At 62.1% G+C, this 19,188-nt stretch carries 17 protein-coding genes; 6 read left to right on the forward strand and 11 right to left on the reverse strand.

The features are described 5' to 3' along the window. Positions 1 to 66: 66 nt before the first annotated feature. Positions 67 to 1,077: a DUF4424 domain-containing protein gene (locus OLZ32_RS10145; protein WP_003545914.1), complete on the forward strand. Its 1,011-nt coding sequence runs from the start codon at positions 67 to 69 to the stop codon at positions 1,075 to 1,077. Between the two features lie 217 nt (positions 1,078 to 1,294). Further along, entirely contained in the window at positions 1,295 to 3,232 is a 1,938-nt protein-coding gene (locus tag OLZ32_RS10150) for a methyl-accepting chemotaxis protein (protein ID WP_264420852.1), read from the forward strand. A gap of 228 nt (positions 3,233 to 3,460) precedes the next feature. Here the strand turns inward: OLZ32_RS10150 and dxs are convergent, their stop codons facing one another. The 5 genes from dxs to OLZ32_RS10175 form a co-directional block, all read right to left on the reverse strand. Next, a complete protein-coding gene (gene dxs, locus OLZ32_RS10155; protein WP_027666638.1) occupies positions 3,461 to 5,377 on the reverse strand; it encodes a 1-deoxy-D-xylulose-5-phosphate synthase in 1,917 nt (638 codons plus the stop codon). 245 nt (positions 5,378 to 5,622) lie between these two features. Next, a complete protein-coding gene (locus OLZ32_RS10160) occupies positions 5,623 to 6,546 on the reverse strand; it encodes a pirin family protein (protein ID WP_017959229.1) in 924 nt (307 codons plus the stop codon). A 171-nt stretch (positions 6,547 to 6,717) separates the two neighbouring features. After that, positions 6,718 to 7,485 carry an SDR family NAD(P)-dependent oxidoreductase gene (locus tag OLZ32_RS10165; RefSeq protein WP_264420857.1) on the reverse strand — a complete coding sequence of 256 codons (768 nt, stop codon included), beginning with the start codon at positions 7,483 to 7,485 and terminating at the stop codon, positions 6,718 to 6,720. 86 nt (positions 7,486 to 7,571) lie between these two features. Beyond that, entirely contained in the window at positions 7,572 to 7,823 is a 252-nt protein-coding gene (locus tag OLZ32_RS10170; protein WP_003545921.1) for an exodeoxyribonuclease VII small subunit, read from the reverse strand. 2 nt (positions 7,824 to 7,825) lie between these two features. After that, the gene (locus tag OLZ32_RS10175) at positions 7,826 to 8,761 is read right to left on the reverse strand and encodes a histone deacetylase family protein (protein WP_264420858.1); all 936 of its coding nucleotides are present in this window, start codon (positions 8,759 to 8,761) and stop codon (positions 7,826 to 7,828) included. A 284-nt stretch (positions 8,762 to 9,045) separates the two neighbouring features. On the opposite strand from OLZ32_RS10175, the gene OLZ32_RS10180 reads away from it, so the two are divergent. Then, a complete protein-coding gene (locus OLZ32_RS10180) occupies positions 9,046 to 9,447 on the forward strand; it encodes an acyl-CoA thioesterase (protein ID WP_264420859.1) in 402 nt (133 codons plus the stop codon). Between the two features lie 36 nt (positions 9,448 to 9,483). Here the strand turns inward: OLZ32_RS10180 and OLZ32_RS10185 are convergent, their stop codons facing one another. From OLZ32_RS10185 to OLZ32_RS10210, 6 genes are read right to left on the reverse strand one after another with little or no spacing between them, the layout of a single operon-like run. Beyond that, a complete protein-coding gene (locus OLZ32_RS10185) occupies positions 9,484 to 10,155 on the reverse strand; it encodes a flavin reductase family protein (RefSeq protein WP_264420860.1) in 672 nt (223 codons plus the stop codon). Position 10,156: 1 nt separating this feature from the next. Beyond that, on the reverse strand, positions 10,157 to 11,581 hold the full coding sequence (locus tag OLZ32_RS10190; RefSeq protein WP_264420862.1) for a M24 family metallopeptidase: 1,425 nt from the start codon (positions 11,579 to 11,581) through the stop codon (positions 10,157 to 10,159). A 44-nt stretch (positions 11,582 to 11,625) separates the two neighbouring features. Next, positions 11,626 to 12,447, reverse strand: coding sequence for an ABC transporter permease (locus OLZ32_RS10195; RefSeq protein ID WP_264397070.1), 822 nt, complete (start codon positions 12,445 to 12,447; stop codon positions 11,626 to 11,628). Further along, entirely contained in the window at positions 12,440 to 13,267 is an 828-nt protein-coding gene (locus OLZ32_RS10200; protein WP_264420864.1) for an ABC transporter permease, read from the reverse strand. The genes OLZ32_RS10195 and OLZ32_RS10200 overlap by 8 nt, the downstream gene beginning before the upstream one ends. A 9-nt stretch (positions 13,268 to 13,276) precedes the next feature. Next, a complete protein-coding gene (locus tag OLZ32_RS10205; RefSeq protein WP_264420865.1) occupies positions 13,277 to 14,326 on the reverse strand; it encodes an ABC transporter substrate-binding protein in 1,050 nt (349 codons plus the stop codon). After that, positions 14,323 to 15,558 (reverse strand): ABC transporter ATP-binding protein, encoded by a 1,236-nt coding sequence (locus OLZ32_RS10210; RefSeq protein WP_264420866.1) that lies wholly within the window; start codon positions 15,556 to 15,558, stop codon positions 14,323 to 14,325. The genes OLZ32_RS10205 and OLZ32_RS10210 overlap by 4 nt, the downstream gene beginning before the upstream one ends. A gap of 504 nt (positions 15,559 to 16,062) precedes the next feature. On the opposite strand from OLZ32_RS10210, the gene OLZ32_RS10215 reads away from it, so the two are divergent. From OLZ32_RS10215 to OLZ32_RS10225, 3 genes are all read left to right on the forward strand, one after another. Continuing rightward, positions 16,063 to 16,995, forward strand: coding sequence for an ABC transporter substrate-binding protein (locus OLZ32_RS10215; RefSeq protein WP_264420867.1), 933 nt, complete (start codon positions 16,063 to 16,065; stop codon positions 16,993 to 16,995). 5 nt (positions 16,996 to 17,000) lie between these two features. Further along, positions 17,001 to 17,873, forward strand: a complete 873-nt coding sequence (locus OLZ32_RS10220) for an amino acid ABC transporter permease (protein WP_164580931.1) — start codon at positions 17,001 to 17,003, stop codon at positions 17,871 to 17,873. Between the two features lie 88 nt (positions 17,874 to 17,961). Further along, positions 17,962 to 19,092 carry a sugar phosphate isomerase/epimerase family protein gene (locus OLZ32_RS10225; RefSeq protein ID WP_017990490.1) on the forward strand — a complete coding sequence of 377 codons (1,131 nt, stop codon included), beginning with the start codon at positions 17,962 to 17,964 and terminating at the stop codon, positions 19,090 to 19,092. Positions 19,093 to 19,188: the final 96 nt, after the last annotated feature.

The raw sequence follows: 19,188 nt of genomic DNA on the forward strand, positions 1-19,188 counted from the left end.
CAAAAGCTTTCGGCGATAATCCCTCCGCGGCGATCGCGGGGCGTGCCGCAGACACGGGGGTGTTCCATGCTGAAGCTCTTCACTCTGCCTGTCGCGATGGGGCTTGTCGCGGCAGTGATCGCATCGCCCGCGCTCGCGAACGACACTATGGCCGAGGTCAAGACCGGCGGGCTGATCTTTGCCCAATCCGACGATGTCAGCATGGCGGAAGAGGATCTCTTCATCTCCGCTTCGGAAGTGCGTGTCGACTACGTCTTCGAGAACAGCTCCGACAAGGATGTCGAAAGCCTGGTCGCCTTTCCGATGCCTGACATATCAGGCCAAGTGGACAACAATTCCGCCATCTCCGATTATGACAGCGATAATTTCCTGCATTTTTCCACCCTGCAGGACGGCAGTCCGATCACCGCCAAGCTGCAGCAGCGCGTCGTCTCGCTCGGCATCGACGTGACCGACGAGTTCGCCAAGGAGGGCATTCCCGTCCTGCCCTACAGCCAGAAGACGACCGAGGCGCTCGCCAAGCTTCCTGAAACCGTCCGCAAGGACTGGATCGCTCGCGGCCTCGTTTATCCCATGAGCGCCGGCGATGCCAAGGTCGATCTCGTGCCGCTCTGGACACTGCGCTCGACCTATTGGTGGCGCACCACCTTTCCGGCGAAGAAAAAGGTCAGCGTAGCGCACCGTTACAAGCCGGCCGTCGGCGGCACGGTGGCCATCAGCTTTCTCGAAGGTGGTGAGCCGAAGGGTGAGCGCTTCGAGGAATATTCCCGCAAATACTGCCTCGACGGAGATTTCGTCAGGGTCGCCCAGCAGCGTGCGCGGGAAGCCGAGGCCGGAGGCGCCAACTATACCGAAAGCTGGATCTCCTATGTGCTGTCGACCGGCGCCAACTGGGCGGGGCCAATCAAGCGCTTCCAGCTGACGATCGACAAGGGCAAGCCCGGCAGCCTCATCAGCTTCTGCGGCAGCAATGTTCAGAAGATCGGTCCGACGACCTTCCGGATGACGGCCGAGGATTTCGATCCTGCGAAGGATTTCGACATCCTGATCCTCAATCCTCCGGAAACGGCACAGTAATCCTCAGGCTTGGCTGCTGTTGCGCCGCACAAATTTAAACAAATTTAAAGCCTGCCCGGGTAGGGTCGGCGTGATTGTAGCGGTTCATCCAAGCCGCTCGGCGCCATGACGGCGCAAGCGTTTCCACGCCGATCATGTTCTCAGCTTCAAACATCCCGGCGGTTGCGTCTCGTGCGACCTGCCTCGCCGCGTCGACTGTCGTCAGGAGAAATCACCGATGTCCGCCAAAAACATATCCTTGAACGGTAAGCTTGCGGCCACGTTCGCAGCCCTCATTCTCATTTTCGTCGCCGTTTCCGCTTTCGTCTATTCCAAGGCGACGGCGTCCGCGGCCGCGTCTGCCGAGCAGGAAAAGTCCGAGCTGCTCGTGAACCAGATCGACGATGCGTTGCAGGCGATGCTCGAGCAGGCCGTCAACCTGCGTGGCTTCATCCTCTTCCGCAGCGACAGCACCTATGGCGATGTCTTCGCCAACCGCGAGCGCATGCTGAAGGCGATTGCCGCCGCCAAGCAGACGGCGGCCGGCGAGCCGCAGCTGGTCGAGATGATCGACGGCATGCAGAAGGCCGCCGATCTCTATTTCCATGAACTTGCCGAGCCGCAGACCAAGGCGCGCAAGGAAACCGACATGCCGATCGAAGAGGTCGTCAAGATCGGCGTCAACGCCACCAAGGGCCAGCTCGACGGCTTCCGCCAGGCCTCGGCCAAGATCAAGGCCACTGCGCGTGAAAAGTCGAACGCGCTGGCCGCCATCCGGGCCGATGCCAACGGCCATCTGAAGACGACGCTGCTTGCCGGCGGCATCGTCGCCTCGCTTGCCGCCGCCATGCTCGCCTGGCTTATGTCGCGCACCATTGTCCGCCCGGTCGTCGGCATGACGAGCGCCATGGATCGCCTCGCCGGCGGTCAGAACGATATCGAGGTTCCGGCTGTCGAGCGCGGCGACGAAATCGGCCGCATGGCCCAGTCGGTCCTGGTCTTCAAGCAGGCGGCGATCGAGAAGCTGCGCCTTGCCGGTGAGACCGACCGCATGCGCGACGATGCCGAGCGCCAGCGCCGGGCAGGCGACGAGCAGAAGGCGCGCGAGGAAGGCGAGATCCGCTATGCCATCGACGCTTTGGCGGGCGGCCTTGCCGAACTTGCCAATGGCGATATGGCCGGTCGTATCCAGACGCCGTTTGCCTCGCAATATGACAGCCTGCGCAATGACTTCAATCATGCCGTCGAAAAGCTGCAGGCGGCACTGCAATCGGTCGGCCGCAACGCCTCGGCGATCAATGCCGGCGCCGGCGAAATCCGCTCCGCGGCCGACGATCTTGCCCACCGCACCGAGCAGCAGGCTGCCGCGGTCGAACAGACGGCCGCTGCGCTCGAGGAAGTGACGACGACCGTCCGCGACAGCGCCAAGCGCGCCGAGGATGTCGGCAATCTCGTCGAGCGCGCCCGCCTCGGCGCCGAGAAATCAGGCGAAGTCGTCCGCAAGGCCGTCTCCGCCATGCAACAGATCGAGAAGTCCTCGGGCGAAATCTCCAACATCATCGGCGTCATCGACGACATCGCCTTCCAGACCAATCTTTTGGCTCTGAACGCCGGCGTCGAAGCCGCCCGCGCCGGCGATGCCGGCAAGGGCTTTGCCGTCGTCGCCCAGGAAGTACGGGAGCTTGCCCAGCGCTCGGCCAAGGCGGCCAAGGAGATCAAGGCGCTGATCACCACCTCGGGCGAACAAGTCGTTGCCGGCGTCGGCTTGGTCGGCGAGACCGGCAAGGCGCTGGAGGTCATCGTCTCCGAGGTGCAGGAGATCAACCACCACGTCAGCGCCATCGTCACCGCCACGCGCGAACAGTCGATCGGCCTGCAGGAGATCAACACCGCCGTCAACAACATGGACCAGGGCACGCAGCAGAACGCCGCCATGGTCGAGGAGCAGACCGCGGCCAGCCATGCGCTCGCGCAGGAGGCAAACGCCCTCGAAGAATTGCTGCGCCAGTTCAAGCTCGGCCAGGTGGCCCCGGCGCCGCGCGCCAGCGTTGCCGGCAACAACGCCCGCCCGGTCGCCTCTCCAGCCCACGCCCTGACCCGCACCGTCGCCAAGGCCTTCGGCGGAAGACAGGCAAGCGCTGCGGCGACCGTTCAGGAAGAGTGGACGGAGTTCTGAGAGGCGCTTTCTTCGGAAACGGACTTCAAATGAAGAGGGCGGTGCAGTGATGCGCCGCCCTTTTTTCATTGGATGGACTGCCGGGCAGCCCCCTCATCCGCCCTACGGGCACCTTCTCCCCGAGGGGAGAAGAGGGAATCGAGACGTTGCGGCATATCTCTTCTCCCCTCGGGGAGAAGGTGCCGGCAGGCGGATGAGGGGCCCACACGGCACGTCCTCACCCAAATCCTATCCCGCAACCCCAACCGCAACACCGCGCCCCAGCGCCCTGAACACCGTCGAGACGATGCCGGCGCGGTCGAGGCCGGCGTGGGCGTTCATGGCTTCGGGCTTGGCCTGCTCCATCCAGATGTCGGGCATCACAAGCGAGCGCAGCTTCAACCCGTTGTCGAGCAGGCCTTCGGTGGCGAGGAAATGCATCACATGGCTGCCGAAGCCGCCGATCGAGCCTTCCTCAACGGTGATCACCATCTCATGGTGGCGGGCAAGCTGGCGGATCAGGTCATGGTCGAGCGGCTTGGCGAAACGCGCATCGGCGACCGTCGTCGAAAGCCCGGCGGCGTCGAGATCCTCGGCGGCCAGCAGACAATCGGCAAGCCGTGTGCCGAAGGAGAGCAGCGCCACCTTGGTGCCTTCCTTGACGATGCGGCCCTTGCCGATCTGCAGGATTTCGCCGCGCGCCGGCATGTCGACGCCGACGCCTTCGCCGCGCGGATAGCGGAACGAGATCGGTCCGCCATCATAGGCGACAGCCGTGCGCACCATGTGCTTGAGTTCGGCCTCGTCGGCCGCCGCCATCACCACGAAGCCGGGCAGGGTGGTGAGGAAGGCGGTATCGAAGGAGCCGGCATGCGTCGGCCCGTCGGCGCCGACGAAACCGGCACGGTCGATCGGAAAACGCACCGGCAGTCCCTGGATCGCCACGTCATGCACGACCTGGTCATAGGCGCGCTGCAGGAAGGTGGAATAGAGCGCCGCGAACGGCTTGTAGCCTTCGGCTGCCAGGCCGGCGGCGAAGGTGACCGCATGCTGCTCGGCAATACCGACGTCGAAACAGCGCGACGGAAAGGCCTCGGCGAGCTTGTCGAGGCCGGTGCCATTCGGCATGGCGGCGGTGATGCCGACGATCTTGTCGTCGAGGGTGGCTTCCTGCACCAGCGCTTCGGCAAAGACGCTGGTATAGCTCGGCGCATTCGGCTTGACCCTTGCCTGGGCGCCGGTGATGACGTCGAACTTGTTGACGCCGTGATATTTGTCGGCTGCGGCTTCGGCCGGCGGATAGCCCTTGCCCTTCTGGGTGACGACATGGATCAGCACCGGTCCGCGCCCATTGTCGCGCACATTGCGCAACACGGGCAACAGGTGGTCGAAGGAATGCCCGTCGATCGGGCCGATATGGTAAAAGCCCATCTCCTCGAACATCGTGCCGCCGGTGACGTAGCCGCGCGCATGCTCGACGGCGCGGGTGATCGCCCGGTCGATATTCTTGCCGAGATAGGCCGTCAGCTTCTTGCCGAAGTCACGGAAGCCCATATAGGTGCGCCCCGAGGCGAGACGGGCAAGATAGGCGCTCATGGCGCCCGTCGGCGGCGCGATCGACATGTCGTTGTCGTTGAGGATGACGATGAGGCGCGCATCCAGCGCCCCGGCATTGTTCAGCGCCTCATAGGCCATGCCCGCCGACATCGCCCCGTCGCCGATGACGGCGATGACGCGGCGGTCTGATTTGTCGAGGTCGGCGGCAATCGCCATGCCGAGGCCGGCCGAGATCGAGGTCGAGGAATGTGCCGCACCGAAGGGATCATATTCGCTTTCGGCCCGGCGGGTGAATCCGGACAGCCCGTCTTCCTGGCGCAGCGTGCGGATGCGGTCACGCCGGCCGGTGAGAATCTTGTGCGGATAACATTGATGGCCGACATCGAAGATCAGCCGATCATCAGGCGTGTCGAAGACGCTGTGGATGGCGATCGTCAATTCGACGACGCCGAGACCGGCGCCAAGATGGCCGCCGGTGCGCGACACCGCATCGATCATTTCGTCCCGGACTTCGCGGGCAAGCTGCGGCAGGTCGCGATCCTCGAGCTTGCGCAGGTCGGCGGGATAGATGACCTGGTCGAGCAGGGGGGTCTTCGGCAGTTGTGTCACGGGCGGGCGCTCTTTCTTGCTTTTCCTTGTTCCGCTTTATTCGATTAGATTGCGGCAAAACAAGTGCATTTCAGGAACCGAAGGTTTTTACCTTAGAGCATGATGCCGAAAAGTGTGAGCGGTTTTCGGATAACATCATGCTCCCACTATTAAAACATGATGCCGAAAAGTGTGAGCGGTTTTCGGCGGAGATCCAGCTCTATTTCTCGATCCCGATCCGGAGGATTCGGATCATCTGGATCCATTTAGCCTTCCGGCAAAGGCACGAATTCCTCTTCGTCACCGGGAACGATATCGAAGCGGCCGGTGCGCCATTCCTCCTTGGCCTGTTCGATCCGCTCCTTCGAGGAGGAGACGAAATTCCACCAGATATAACGTTTCGAATTGAGCGCCGCGCCCCCGAAGAGCATCAGGTGACAGCCGTCGCGGCCGGCTTCCAGCGTGATCGCGTCGCCCGGCCGGAAGACCAGCAGCTGGTCGGCGGCGAAGCGGTCGCCTGATATGACGACCTCGCCCGACAGCACATAGACGGCGCGCTCTTCATGGCCCGCGCCGAAGGGAAATTTGGCGCCCGGCTGCAGGTCGAGATCGACATAGAGCGTGTCGGAGAAAACGCCGACCGGCGATGTCATGCCTTCGAACGAGCCGATGACCACACGCCCGCGCACACCTGCCGTCTCGATCAGCGGCATGGCGGATTTTTCCGTATGGGCGAAGGCGGGATCGATCTCCTCCTTGTCGTCGGGCAGCGCCAGCCAGGTCTGCAGCCCGGACATCAGCAGCGGATGGCCGCGCAGATTGTCGGGTGTGCGCTCGGAATGCACGATGCCGCGGCCCGCCGTCATCAGGTTGATATCGCCGGGACGGATGACCTTTTCGGTGCCGAGGCTGTCGCGATGGCGGATCTCGCCGTCGAACAGATAAGTGACGGTCGACAGCCCGATATGCGGATGCGGCTTGACGTCGAGCGCCTCGTCGGGCTTCAGGATCGCCGGACCCATGCGGTCGAAGAAGATGAATGGCCCGACAAGCCGCCGCTGCCGGCTGGGCAGCGCGCGGCGCACCTGAAAACCGCCGATATCGCTGGTGCGCGGGATGATCAGGTTCTCGATCGCATCGCAGGCGAAGGCATCGCCGGGCAGGGGATCTTTACCGGGAAAGAAGGACATGGGGATCTCCGATCGCTACAGGGCCGCGCGTCATCGCCCACAGATAGCGCCTGGAGCGCCGCGCGTCCAATCGGATGCGCCAAGACGCTCCAAGACTTTAAAGCGCGCCGCGCGTCCAATCGGACGCGCGTAAAGGACGCTCCAGCACTGAAAGCCCGCCGCGCGAATGACTCAGATTGCGGTGAAGCCATTGTCGACGAAGAGATGGGCGCCATTGACGAAGCTCGACTCGTCGCTGGCGAGATAGAGGGCGGCCCGCGCAACATCCTCCGGCTCGCCGATCCGCCCCTGCTGGGCGGTAATGGCGGCATCCGAAACGTCGACGCCGAGAGCCTGCAGGTCGGCCACCTCGCGCAGGCCGTGCGGCGTGCGAATGAAGCCGGGGCAGACGGCGTTGCAGCGGATGTTGCGGTCGCGGAATTCGACCGCGATGGCGCGGGCAAACATATGCACCGCCCCTTTCGTCGTGTCGTAAAGCACTTCCATCGGCGTGGCGGCAACCGCCGAGATCGACGAGGTGCAGACGATCGACCCGCCGCCGCTTTCAATCATCTTCGGCAGCACGGCCTTGGTCATCAGGAACATCGAGCGCACGTTGACGGCGTGCAGCCAGTCCCATTCCTCAACGGTTGTTTCGAGAAAAGGTTTGATGACGATCGTGCCGGCGTGATTGAAGAGCACGGTCACTGCGCCGTAGCGCGCCTCCACCCCGGCGACGGCGGCATTGACGGCTGCTTCGTCCGAGACATCGGCCGTCCAGCAATCGGCCTCGCCGCCGGCATCACGGATTTGCTTGACGGTCTCTGCGGCTGCATCGCCATTGCGGTCGATGATCGCAACACGCGCGCCTTCCGCCGCAAAAAGCTTCGACGCAGCGCCGCCCATGCCGGTCGCGCCGCCCGAGATAATGGCAACCTTGCCCTTCAACCTGTCCGTCATTCCGCTGTCCCTTCACTGTTTTGCAAAGGGATCATAGATCGGTCCGAAGCCGATGGCCAAGCATCTTCAAAAGGGAGTTTGCTGCCTCAGGCGCCGTCGAGCGGCTCGACGCCCTGCGGCTTGCCGGCGCGGTCGAGCCGGATCTTCTCGATGCGGTTTTCGGCGGCCGAAAGCAGCGTCTCGCAATGTTTCTTCAGCGCTTCGCCGCGCTCATAGATCTCGATCGATTCATCCAGTGCCACATCGCCGCGTTCCAGCCGGGCGACGATGCTTTCGAGTTCGGCGACCGCCTTTTCGAAGGAAAGGCCGGACACCTCCGGCTTGGCGCTGTCAGTCATTCTCACCCCTTCATCATTCTCAGAATATGCATGCCTGCCGATTCGGCGAGTCCCTCGAGATCATAACCGCCTTCAAGCAGGCTGACGACCCGGTTCTTCGCGTGCCGGTCCGCGAGTTCCAGCACGCGCCCGGTCGCCCAGTCGAAATCCTCGCCGGTCAGATTGATCTGCGCCAAGGGATCACGGTGATGCGCGTCGAAGCCGGCGGAGATGATGATGAGATCCGGCCGGAAATCGTCAAGGGCGGGCAGGACGCGCGATTTGAACGCCTCGCGAAAATGGTCGCTGCCGACATTCGGCGACAGCGGCGCATTGACGATGGTGTTGTGCTTGCCCTTCTCGTCCTTGGCTCCGGTGCCGGGATAGAGCGGCATCTGATGCGTCGAGCAGAACAGCACCGAGGCATCGTCCCAGAAGATATCCTGCGTGCCGTTGCCGTGGTGCACGTCCCAGTCGACGATGGCGATGCGCTCGGCGCCATGCGTCTTCTGCGCATGCCGGGCGGCGATCGCCGCATTGTTGAAGAAGCAGAAGCCCATCGCCGTCATCTTCTCGGCATGGTGCCCCGGCGGGCGGGCGGCGACGAAGACATTGTCGGCCCGGCCGGTAAAGACATCGTCCACCGCCGCCATCGCCCCGCCAATGCCGGTCAGTGCGGCCTGCAGGCTCTTGCTGCTGGCATAGGTATCGGCTTCGATCTGGTTGATCTCACCCTCTTCCTCGGGGATCTCCCGCATCACGGCGATGAGATGTTCCTCCGGATGGGCCAGCAGCACCGCATCCTCATTCGCCTGCGGCGCCTGCCGGCGCTCCAGCCGCTCGAAATTCGGATGTTCCAGCGCGACATTGATGGCGCGTATCCTGTCCGATCGCTCCGGATGGCCGTCGGGCGTCACATGTTCCAGGAAGATCGGGTGTTCATAAAGACGGGTGCTCATGAAGACACTCTATCGGTCGCTTATGTCATGTGCCACAGCAGATGGGGCATCGCCTGACGATTTCAACAAGCGCTCTTGCCGCGCCTTCCGACCGTTCGCCCATCGCAACTGTCTCGTTTGCACCGTTTCCGTCGATTAGGTCCATTGCAACGGCGCCGCATCTTTTCGGCGGTGGAGGAGACTGTAACACTTTGAACTATTGCGTAATTTATCCTTAAGCCGGTTCCTGTATAAGCAATTATGAAGTAATGTTGCCATGGGAACTCTGTAAGGCAGATCTGTTGATGAGTCAGTCGAAACGTCCTGATGTGGCGGAAATACGCGTGCCGTTTCGCGATGTCGATATGACCGGCCGGATGTTTCTGGCCTCCTATATTTCCTATGCCGAGTCCGTCCTTGTGAGCTTCTGGTCCTCACGGCCCGATGTCGATGACGAACCCGTCTATAGCCCCAGCAAGGTTTCCTGCTTTCTCCACCGCCCGCTGCACTACGACGAGCCGGCAACCTTCACCGCCACCATCGACAAGATCGGCGTGCGCTCCATCGGCTTCCTCATCTTGATCGATACCGGCGAGGAGCGCGCCGCCGAGGTCGAAATCATCTGGCAGGCCCACGCCCCCGAAGACGAATCGCCGGCTCCGTTGCCGGAGGAGACGCGCGATTGGCTTTATCGGTTTTTGAATTAGGGCCACGGCGCGTGATCGGCCGGAGCCCAAGCCCGGCTATGCGCTGACCGGCTCTGAAACGCTCTTTCGCGAACGCCACTCCTCCTTGGTCTGCGTCTTGACGTCGAACTGGTCGCGCGTCCTTGTGTAGGTATGGCCGCCCATCCTGCCGACGGCGTCCATCAGTTGCTGGTCGATATGCAGGTTCGTCGGATTGACTGCATCGCTTCTGACATAGACGCCGAGGACTTCGCCGAGGATGATTTCGCGCGCCGGGCCGACCTGCAAGGTCGTGTGGCGGCGGCATTCGAGTGCTGCGGGGGCTGCGAGGATGCGGGGGCTTCTGACCATCTGTCCCGGTGCCGTTGCCAGTCCGGCTTCGGAGAGTTCGTCGACCTCAGGGCCGAACTTGATGGCGCAGACTTCCATCTGGTCGACAAGCGCGTCATCGCAGATATGGACCGTGAACTCGCCGGTTTCGCGGATGTTGCGGGCGGTATCCTTGAAGCGCATGTCGGCATAATTCTCGACGCCGATGGCAACGATTGCCGGGTCGTGGGTGAGGACGTTGAAGAAGCTGAACGGGCCGGCATTCGGCAGGCCTTCCTTGCTCACCGTCGTCACCAGCGCGATCGGGCGGGGAATGACCGTGCCGATGAGGATCTTGTAACGCTCGCGCTCGGTCAGCTTGGCGAAATCGAAATGGGTGTGTTGTTTATGATTGCTCATGTCAGGCCTCGGCAGCGACGCGGTGGGTTTCAAGCGGGGTATGACGGCTGAGGTTCTCGAAACCGTCCTTGGTCACGACATACATGTCGCCGATATTGCAGCCGGCCGACAGCGGTTCCAGCCACTGCGTGTGCAGCACGAAGACCATGCCCTCCTCCATCCTGTCGTAGTTATGCGAGGAGATGTTGAAGCTGTTCTGGCCGCCGGCCATGCCGACCGAATGGCCGAGGTTCGGATTGTGCGGTCCGTGCGTTGCCGGGTAGACATGCATGAGCTTGCGGCCCTGCGCCTCCCAGTCGATGTCCTTCACATACTGATGGGGGATCAGGCGTGCTCCGCCATCTTCCATCGGCGACCAGTTGTAGGGCATGGTGCGCGCCTCGGCTGAGGTCAGCATGCCGCGCTCGATCATCGGCTCGAAGGCGGCATTGTTGACGTCGCGCATCAATGCGCCGGGCCTGATCAGCTTTTCGGCCCGCTTGACGCCTTCGGTGCAGGCGGCAAGCACATCCTCCTGATGGCTGCTGATATCGCCGACCGCGATCATGCGGGCGGTCTGGGCGGTATAGCCGCGATAGGTGACGTTGGAGATATAGAGGTTGATGAGGTCGCCGGGCCGGACGATGTGGCCATAGGGTTTGCCGCAATGGGTGCCGAATTCGTTGATGCCGATCTGGTAGCCGTCGCCGGTTTCGCCGCCGAGCGTCATCTGCGCATAGGTGAAGGCGGCAAGGATTTCATGGTCGGTGACGCCTGACTTCGCCACATGATAGGCGGCCTGCGTGCCGATGCCGATCAGCTGGGCGGCGGCGCGGAACATCTCGATCTCGCGCGGTGAGCGGAGCTTCTGCATGCGGTCGAGGATGGCGTTGTCAGCCACGAACTTGCTCTTCGGCATCAACTCGTCGAGCGCCGACCAGAAGCTCAGCGACGTGCGGTCGCCGATCCTGCCGATCTGGGCCTTGGCGAGGCCGAGACTGGCGAGAACCTCGGCGCATTTCTCGGCGGTCTTGAGGACGGAATCGCCGGGACGGTCGGCATATTCGCGGCCGATCGGGCCGATCTGCCAGATTTCGTCGATGAGCACAGGCTCGCCGCCCGGCGGGAGCAGGACGGATTGTGTGAAGAAGGAGAGAAGCACCATCGCCTTGTCGGCATCGGTCGGAATGATCAGCACGCCTTCGCGCATCCAGTCGCAGATGTAACGCAGATAGGCATTCGAAGCGTGGAACCAGCCGACGCTGCCGGCGTGAACGACCAGTGCGTCATGACCGGCTTCGACCGCCTGACGGCGAATTCTGCGAAGGCGATCCTCGAACTCTTCGACAGGAAGCGGCAGCGGCGCGGAGAAATCGAAATCCGGCTGGAAACCGGCCAGCAGCGATCCCATCCGGTAGCCGCCTGCGTTTGTCGCGCGCATGTTCATGAGTTTGTTCCTTCTAATTCAAGCATAGGTCAATGACGGATCGTTCAGGCCTGCCGCGGCGGCGCGAGCACGCGCCGGGCAACCAGCAGTCCCACCAGCGTCACGGCGATCAGAATTCCGGAGATTGCGGCGACGCGCACATCGAGCGATTCCTCGATCAGCGCGAACATGCGCAGCGGCAAGACGGTCGTTCGGGCGTCGGCGAGGAAAAGCGATACCGACACATTATCGAGCGACTGGATGAAGACGAGGAATGCGCCGGCCAGGATGCCGGGCATCAGCAGCGGCAGGGTGACGCGCCGCAGCGTCATGAACCAGCTCGCGCCCATCGTCGTCGATGCCTCGGCAAGCGAGGGATTGAGGCCCTGGGCGACGACGGAGGCGGCGCGGTACATCAGCGGCCCGAAGACCACGACATGGCCTGATACGGTCAGCCAGAGCGACGGCTTGAAGCCGATGAAATTGGCGACGATCAGGGCGGCAAGGCCGTAGACCAGGCTCGGCAGGACGAGCGGGGCGAGCAGCAGCGGCTCGATCGTGCCGACCGTGCTGCGCTTCATGCGCGTCATGCCGATGGTTGCCGGAACCGCAAAGATCAGCGATCCGAGGACGGCAAGGCCGGCGATCTTCAGCGAGTTCCAGGCGGCGATATGTTCGGTCGCCGAGCGCACCGGATCGAGCAGCGCCGCATACCACCTGAGCGAAAAGCCCTGCGGCGGATATTTCAATGTCTGCCCCGAGGTAAACGACATCGTCAGCGCAATCACGATGGGTGCCACGAGATAGATGACGCAGAGCCCGCCGAAACCGTAGACGAATGCCTTGTAGAGCATGACGGGAATGGGATTTTCGCGACGATCACGCATGACCGACCAACCTCCTGTGACGGGATATCATGGTAAGGGCGACCAGCAGGCAGCCGGTGGACAGCAGCAGGACGACGGCGATGGCCGAGGCCAGCGGCCAGTCGAACAGCGTGCCGACTTCGCGGTAGATCAGCTGCGGCACATAGACGTTGCGCGCGCCGCCGATGACGGCCTGGGTGACGAAGGAGCTGCTGGTGCTGGCAAAGACCAGGATCCAGCCCGCCAGCAGGCCCGGCAGCATCAGCGGCAGAAGCACGGTGACAAAGATGCGCCAGGGGCCGGCGCCGGAAACCTGAGCCGCTTCCGTCAGTTGCACCGGCGTGCGCGACAGGATGGCAATCAGCGGCAGGATGATCAGCGGCAGGTCGATCTGGCACATGGCCATGACCAGGCCGAGTTCGGTAAACAGCAGACTGGTCGGCATTCCCGTCAGGCCGAGCGCGACCAGCGCTTCGCTGATCGGCCCCTGGCGCCCGAGGATGACGATCCAGGCGAAGGTGCGCACGACATTGCTGGTCAGCATCGGAATGAGCGTCAGGAAGATCAGCACCTGCCGCAGGTTTCGGCCACCATGCCAGTAGAGAAGCGCGATCGGCACGCCGAGCAAGGTCGTGCCGATGACGGTTTCGAGCCCGAGCCTTGCGGTATTGACGAGGACGCGGAAATTGAATGCGTCGCCGAAGAAGCGGACATAATGTTCGAGGGTCGCTCCGCCGGGGCCGGCGAAGCTGAAACCGACGAGGACGGCGAGCGGCGTTGCGAAGAACGCCACGGCAAGCAACAGCATCGGTAGGACGTATGGGAAGCCGCTCGCCTTCATCACATCACCTCAACCGGCAACGAGCGCGTCGAACTGGCGGATCCAGCCGTCGCGGTTCTTGTTGATCGCGACCCAGTCCGGATAGACCATGGTCTTGATCTGGTCGCGGGTGACATAGGCTTCGATGCCCGGCGTCAGCGCCACGTCCTTGTTGGTCGGGAACATCTCGGTCGGCGGCTCCTTGAGCAGGTCCTGGGCGGCCTTGGAGATCGCGGCATCCATATAGGCATAGGCCGCATCGAGATTGGCCGTGCCCTTGGTCAGGTGGATATTGACGGGGGCTGCCGGCGAGCCGGTTTCGGGTTGGACGAACTCGGCGTTGAGGCCGAGGCTCTTCAGGCGGGCGACGTTGCCGGTCGAGCACATGAAGACGGCGATTTCACCCTGCTGAAACAGCGTCATCTGGTGGTTGGTGCTGTCGACCACGCCCTTCAGATGCTCCGGATGATCCTTGAACAGCTTGAAGACGGCGTCCATGTCGTTGGGGCCGGAACCGAAGATCTTGGCGATCTCGGTATAGGCCATGACGGCGGTGTTCGAGGCAAAGCCGGTCCAGGAAACCTTGCCGCTATAGGCCGGGTTTTCGAAGAGATCGCGATATCCCTTCGGCTTCGGAACGAGATCGGGATTGTAGGCGATGCCGTTGACTTCGATGGTCACGGTCGGGCCGTATTCGCCCTGGAAGGACGGATCGAGCATGCCCCAGTTCTTGAGCTTGCTCGGATCGATCTTCTGGATGAGATCCTTCTCGATGGCGACGGCCATCTGGCCGGGCGACATCAGCAGCGTGTCATAGGGCGGGTTGCCGGGGCTCGCCATGATCTTGGCAAGCTGGTCCTGCGCCATCGCCGGGGCAATGGTCAGGTCATAGCCTGCATCCTTGACCATCGGCGTCAGCACTGTGCGGTAGGCATCCTCCCAACTGCCCGGGAAAGTGGCGGCAACGGCTCCGCCGCCGGCAGCGCGGGCGGAATGCGGAAGCATGGCCGATGCGGCAACACCGGCCGCCAGGAAACCGAACCCACGACGGGTAATCTGAAAGTCCTTCATCACGTTCACCTCTGTTGAATTGTTTCTTCACTCATGATTTCCGGTTCGGCCGGAAAGGCGTGACACCTTGCGGTGTCGATCTCGGCAAATAGCGGCGTTCCCGGTTCGGGAATGAATGTGGTGGGGCCTCTGACCTCGGAGGCGCGCAGGCCTGTGCCGTCTTCCAGAACAAGGTCATGGACGAGGGAGGGGCCGAGCGGCACGGACACGGTCATGCGAACGGGCAGGGTGCTCCCGCCCCGCTGCGTCGACAGGCGAACCTCTTCCGGCCGGAAGGTGATCGTCACCTTCGAGCCGAGGGTGAAATTCAACCGGCGCGGCAGGAGCAGGGTCCGGCCATTGGCAAGGCCGATCAGGGTGCTCTCGGCATCGAGCCGCAGCACCGTTCCGTTGAGCAGGTTGGCCTGGCCGATGAAGGTGTTGACGAAAAGCGTCTTCGGGCGATCGTAGACGGTCATCGGCGTGTCGATCTGCTCGACATTGCCCTTGTTCATCAGCACCAGGCGGTTTGCGAGGCTCTGGGCCTCCTCCTGATCATGCGTGACGATCAGCGTCGTGATGCCGAGCGTCTTCTGCAGGTGCAGCAGCTCGACCTGCAGATCGAAACGCAGGGCGCGGTCGAGCGCGCCGAAGGGTTCGTCGAGAAGCAGAAGGGAGGGGCGTCCGGCGATGGCGCGGGCGACGGCGACGCGCTGCTGCTGGCCGCCGGAGAGTTCCCGCGGCAGGCGGTTGCCATAATCCTTGAGCCTGACGAGAGACAGCATCTCCTCGACGCGCGCCTTGCGCTCGGTGCGGGGAAGCTTCTGGCAGGCGAGCGGATAGGCGATGTTTTCTGCGACCGTCAGATGCGGAAACAAAGCATAGTTCTGGAAGACCATGCCGACGCCGCGCGAGCGGGCCGAGACATTGGCGAGGTCCTGATCTCCCAGCTCAATCCTGCCGTTCTTCGGCTGGATCAGCCCGGCGATGGCGCGCAGCACGGTCGACTTGCCGCAGCCGCTCGGCCCGAGCAGGGCAACGATCTCGCCGGCCTCGATATCGAAGGCCACGTCGCTGATGGCATTCTGGCCACCATAGCTGTGGGTGAGGCCCTGAACGCTGAGCCGTTTGCGTTCAGCCATATTCGGTATGCCTGGCATAGGGCCTCCCTGGTTCTGGGTCGAGGTCACGGATTGCAGCGCTGTCTCCGGCACAAGACGGAGATGCGGTCCGGCGAGAAATTTTGCGTCGAGCTTGTTCATGAGAAACGAATTGCAAGCGGCGTGCCAGTTTTGCCGTCTGTCGTTGACGACGTTGCCAAGTCTATGAAAATAAATCGATATTTTTGACTTATAAAGTTTCGAAAGTTTGTAATAATAATCATTCGATTTAAAATTCGAATTTGCTTTTTGTATAAATTTTCGCCAGTGCCGTATATTAAATGGGCATCAGATAGAAGTAGCCACGGCCTCCGAACGGGCGATCAAGCGCCGAAAAGTGTGGGTTTTGGCCTCTGAATCGGTGTTTTTGGGTCTTGGGGGCGAATGAGACGGTCAGAAATGATGCGGCAGCGCCAGGGAGCGTAAAAATTGTGCATTATACGTTCGAAACTTTATGCGAATTCTATTGCGAAAATCTATCCGAAATATCGTTATCAACAAAAATCCTAGTGATATCAGATAATTATTGATCAAGAACTGCAAGTGGCACGGCGATTGCATGGATGATCCCGAGAATTCACCGATACAAAAATGACAGGGGATCACATGATGCGCATCCAGAAAATCTTGAAGGCCGGAGTTGCCGGAGCGATGGTCACTTTGATCGCGGCCTCTGCTTACGCTGCCGGAGGTGCCGCCGAGAAGATGACGGCCGATGCCGATGTCGCCAAGCTCCCCGGTGTCGTCCTCACGCAAAAATTGGCCGACAGGCTGCCGCCTTCCATCAAGTCATCGGGTGTGCTGAAGGTCGCGACCGACCTGACGCCGCCGATCAGCTTTCATGGCGAAGACGGCAAGCTGATCGGCATCGATGCCGATATCGCTGCCGCACTCGGCGTCATCCTGGGTGTCGATGTTGAGATGACCGATGTCGGTGCGGGTGCCGCAATCGTGCCCTCCATATTGGCGAAGCGCTTCGACATCTCGATCTCGGGCATCAACGACGATCCGGAGTTGGAAAAGCAGGTCGACGTCATCGACTATATGTATGACGCGACGACGATCATGACGATCAAGGACAATCCTCTCGCCATCAAGGGCATGGAGGATCTGTGCGGCAAGAAGGTCGCCGTTCCCGTCGGTACTTTCCAGGCGAGGATGGTCGAGGCGGCATCGGCCAGATGCGCGACCCCAGTCAACATCATGTCGATCCCGAAAATGCCGGATGTGCTGCAGGCCGTCCGCACCGGGAGGGCTGACGCCACGGTCAACGGTTACGCCACCAGCGTCTACACGACCGAACACCAGACCGGAAATGGCAAGGGGCTGCAGGCGCTGCCGGATATCCGCCTTGCCGTCGGTTATCTCGGCATGCTGACGGCCAAGGACAATCCGCAGCTGCGCGACAGCGTCGTTGCCGCCTTGCAGCAGATGGTGGACTCCGGCGCCTACGAGACCATTATGAAGAAGTGGAGCCTCGGACCGCTGGCCGTGAAGACCGTCAAGGTCAACGATGCCGCCAGCATGCCTGCGGATTGACGCCGATGGCCCTGTTTCAAGCGTCACCCATATCGCTCTCCCTTGCGCCATCGGTCGGAAGACCGATGCGTTGGGGCCAGATCGCAACCGGTGCCATCGCAATTTCAGCGCTGGCCTTCTTCGCGCTCGTCGTCGGGCAGAGCCAGAGCATCCAGTGGTCCGAGATCCCCCGCTACCTGGTGGATCCTTCGATCCTGCGCGGCGTGCTGCTGACGCTTGAACTGACGGCAGGCGCCATGGTGTTCGGCATCGTGCTCGGATGCCTGCTGGCGCTGATGGCGACGAGCCAGAACCTGGTTCTCAAGGTGATCGCCGCCGGCTTCGTCTGGTGGTTTCGCGGCGTGCCGCTGATTGTCCAGATCTTCTTCTGGTTCAATATCGCCCTCTTCATCCCGCAGGTCGGGATGGGAAGCTTCACCATTTCGATCAACGATCTGGTGACGCCGGCCCTGGCCGGCTTCCTCGCACTCGGGCTGCATGAAGCCGCGAACATGTCGGAGATCATCCGCGGTGGCCTGATTGCGGTCGATCGCGGCCAGCGCGAAGCGGCCACCGCGCTCGGGCTGAAAAAGACACAGACGTTTCTGACCGTCATCATGCCCCAGGCTACGCGTATCATCGTGCCGCCGACGGGGAACCAGGCCATCGGCATGCTGAAGGCCAGCGCCATCGTCTCGGTCATCGGCATGCAGGATCTGCTGACGCAGGCCCAGGCGATCTACGCCCGGAACTTCCTCGTCATCGAACTGCTGTTCGTCGCCTCGATCTGGTACCTCGCCATCACGAGCGTCGCATCCCTAGGCCAGCATTATCTCGAAAAGAGTCTCGTTCCGAAAGGCCGGACAGCAGAGAAGCCTCGCGCTCCCGGACGGACGTGATCGCCGATCGATCGACCTGAATTGAGATCAACAACGAAGGGGTCGCCAGTGCAGCGCGCCCCATCAGGAAACAGCAGAGGAGCATGACATGAAATTGGGAATCGACAGCATAAAGCTGCCCGAGGCAAAGAAGCGGGGGCCTCTGGCAAGCCTTGATCACGTCAAGGAACTTGGGCTCGCAGGCATTTTCTTCAGTACGGCGCTGGACATGAGCCCCGACCTCGACAGCGGCCTGCTGCGCGAGATCAGGGCGAAGGCTGACGACCTTGGCCTCTATCTCGAAAGCGGCATCGGCAAGATCAATCCCTATTGCAGCGCCGAGGAACCGGCGCTGCGGGCAGCCGGCGGCGGCGATATCATTGCCGGTTTCACGCGGATGATCGAAGCAAGTGCCGCGATCGGCTGCCATGAGCTCTGGGTTGCTCCGGGCAATTTCAAGAGCGAATATCGCGGCCGGCTGGCCAATGACCGCTTCCGCACCGATGTGACCTGGGAAGAGCAGCTGCTCGGGATCGAAAAGGTCCTCCGCAAGCTGGCGCCCGTCGCGCGCGCCAATGGCGCGCACATGAACATCGAAACCCACGACGAGATCACCTCCTTCGAGATCCTGCGATTGATCGAGAAGGTCGGCGCCGATTGCGTCGGCGTCGTCTTCGACACGGCCAACGGACTGCAGCGGGGCGAGCATCCGGTCTTCGCCGCCAGGCGCCTGGCTCCCCATATCCGCCAGACCCATATCAAGGATGCCTATGTCGGGCGCGCTCCAGGTGGTCTCGATTTCCAGACCAGACCCGTTGGCGGCGGCATCGTCGATTTCGCCACGATCCTCCCCATTCTTGCTGACGCCAACCCGACGCTGAACCTGTCGCTGGAAGTTGCCCAGTCTGTCGCCGACAAGCCGCGCAAGCCCAATCCGCGCCAGTGCATCGAGATCGACGATCCTATCTGGCGCGCCGGCCACCCCGACCTGACGGCGGATGAGCTTGCGGCCTATATGGCGATGGTGGATGCCTATGAGAAACGGGTCGCCTCCGGGGCTGTTCTCGACTGGGAGGCCTATGAGAGCAGCCGCTACGGCTATCCGACCTATGAGGTGCAATCCTACGGTTTCGACGAGGCAATCGCTTTCATCCGGCAATCGGCGCGTCATGTCGAGACGGTTTGCGCCGAAAAGGGCATTGCCCTGTCGGTGCCGGAAAAGAAGCAGAAAGCGGCTTGAGTCCCGAGGCGGTGCCGGCCTTTTCCATCGGCGCCGCCTGTCGAAATGCTGGCGCCGGAATTATTTACGCAAAAATATTCTTATGGAAATAATTAT

This window comes from Rhizobium acaciae (genome assembly GCF_025941625.1).
In the GTDB taxonomy this organism is placed as follows: domain Bacteria; phylum Pseudomonadota; class Alphaproteobacteria; order Rhizobiales; family Rhizobiaceae; genus Rhizobium; species Rhizobium acaciae.

Bases quoted from the DNA above. Each gene is read 5' to 3' on its own strand.
- OLZ32_RS10145 (WP_003545914.1), top strand. From the start codon at position 67: ATGCTGAAGCTCTTCACTCTGCCTGTCGCGATGGGGCTTGTCGCGGCA.
- OLZ32_RS10150 (WP_264420852.1), top strand. From the start codon at position 1,295: ATGTCCGCCAAAAACATATCCTTGAACGGTAAGCTTGCGGCCACGTTC.
- OLZ32_RS10160 (WP_017959229.1), bottom strand. From the start codon at position 6,546: ATGTCCTTCTTTCCCGGTAAAGATCCCCTGCCCGGCGATGCCTTCGCC.
- OLZ32_RS10165 (WP_264420857.1), bottom strand. From the start codon at position 7,485: ATGACGGACAGGTTGAAGGGCAAGGTTGCCATTATCTCGGGCGGCGCG.
- OLZ32_RS10170 (WP_003545921.1), bottom strand. From the start codon at position 7,823: ATGACTGACAGCGCCAAGCCGGAGGTGTCCGGCCTTTCCTTCGAAAAG.
- OLZ32_RS10175 (WP_264420858.1), bottom strand. From the start codon at position 8,761: ATGAGCACCCGTCTTTATGAACACCCGATCTTCCTGGAACATGTGACG.
- OLZ32_RS10180 (WP_264420859.1), top strand. From the start codon at position 9,046: ATGAGTCAGTCGAAACGTCCTGATGTGGCGGAAATACGCGTGCCGTTT.
- OLZ32_RS10185 (WP_264420860.1), bottom strand. From the start codon at position 10,155: ATGAGCAATCATAAACAACACACCCATTTCGATTTCGCCAAGCTGACC.
- OLZ32_RS10190 (WP_264420862.1), bottom strand. From the start codon at position 11,581: ATGAACATGCGCGCGACAAACGCAGGCGGCTACCGGATGGGATCGCTG.
- OLZ32_RS10195 (WP_264397070.1), bottom strand. From the start codon at position 12,447: ATGCGTGATCGTCGCGAAAATCCCATTCCCGTCATGCTCTACAAGGCA.
- OLZ32_RS10200 (WP_264420864.1), bottom strand. From the start codon at position 13,267: ATGAAGGCGAGCGGCTTCCCATACGTCCTACCGATGCTGTTGCTTGCC.
- OLZ32_RS10210 (WP_264420866.1), bottom strand. From the start codon at position 15,558: ATGAACAAGCTCGACGCAAAATTTCTCGCCGGACCGCATCTCCGTCTT.
- OLZ32_RS10215 (WP_264420867.1), top strand. From the start codon at position 16,063: ATGATGCGCATCCAGAAAATCTTGAAGGCCGGAGTTGCCGGAGCGATG.
- OLZ32_RS10220 (WP_164580931.1), top strand. From the start codon at position 17,001: ATGGCCCTGTTTCAAGCGTCACCCATATCGCTCTCCCTTGCGCCATCG.
- OLZ32_RS10225 (WP_017990490.1), top strand. From the start codon at position 17,962: ATGAAATTGGGAATCGACAGCATAAAGCTGCCCGAGGCAAAGAAGCGG.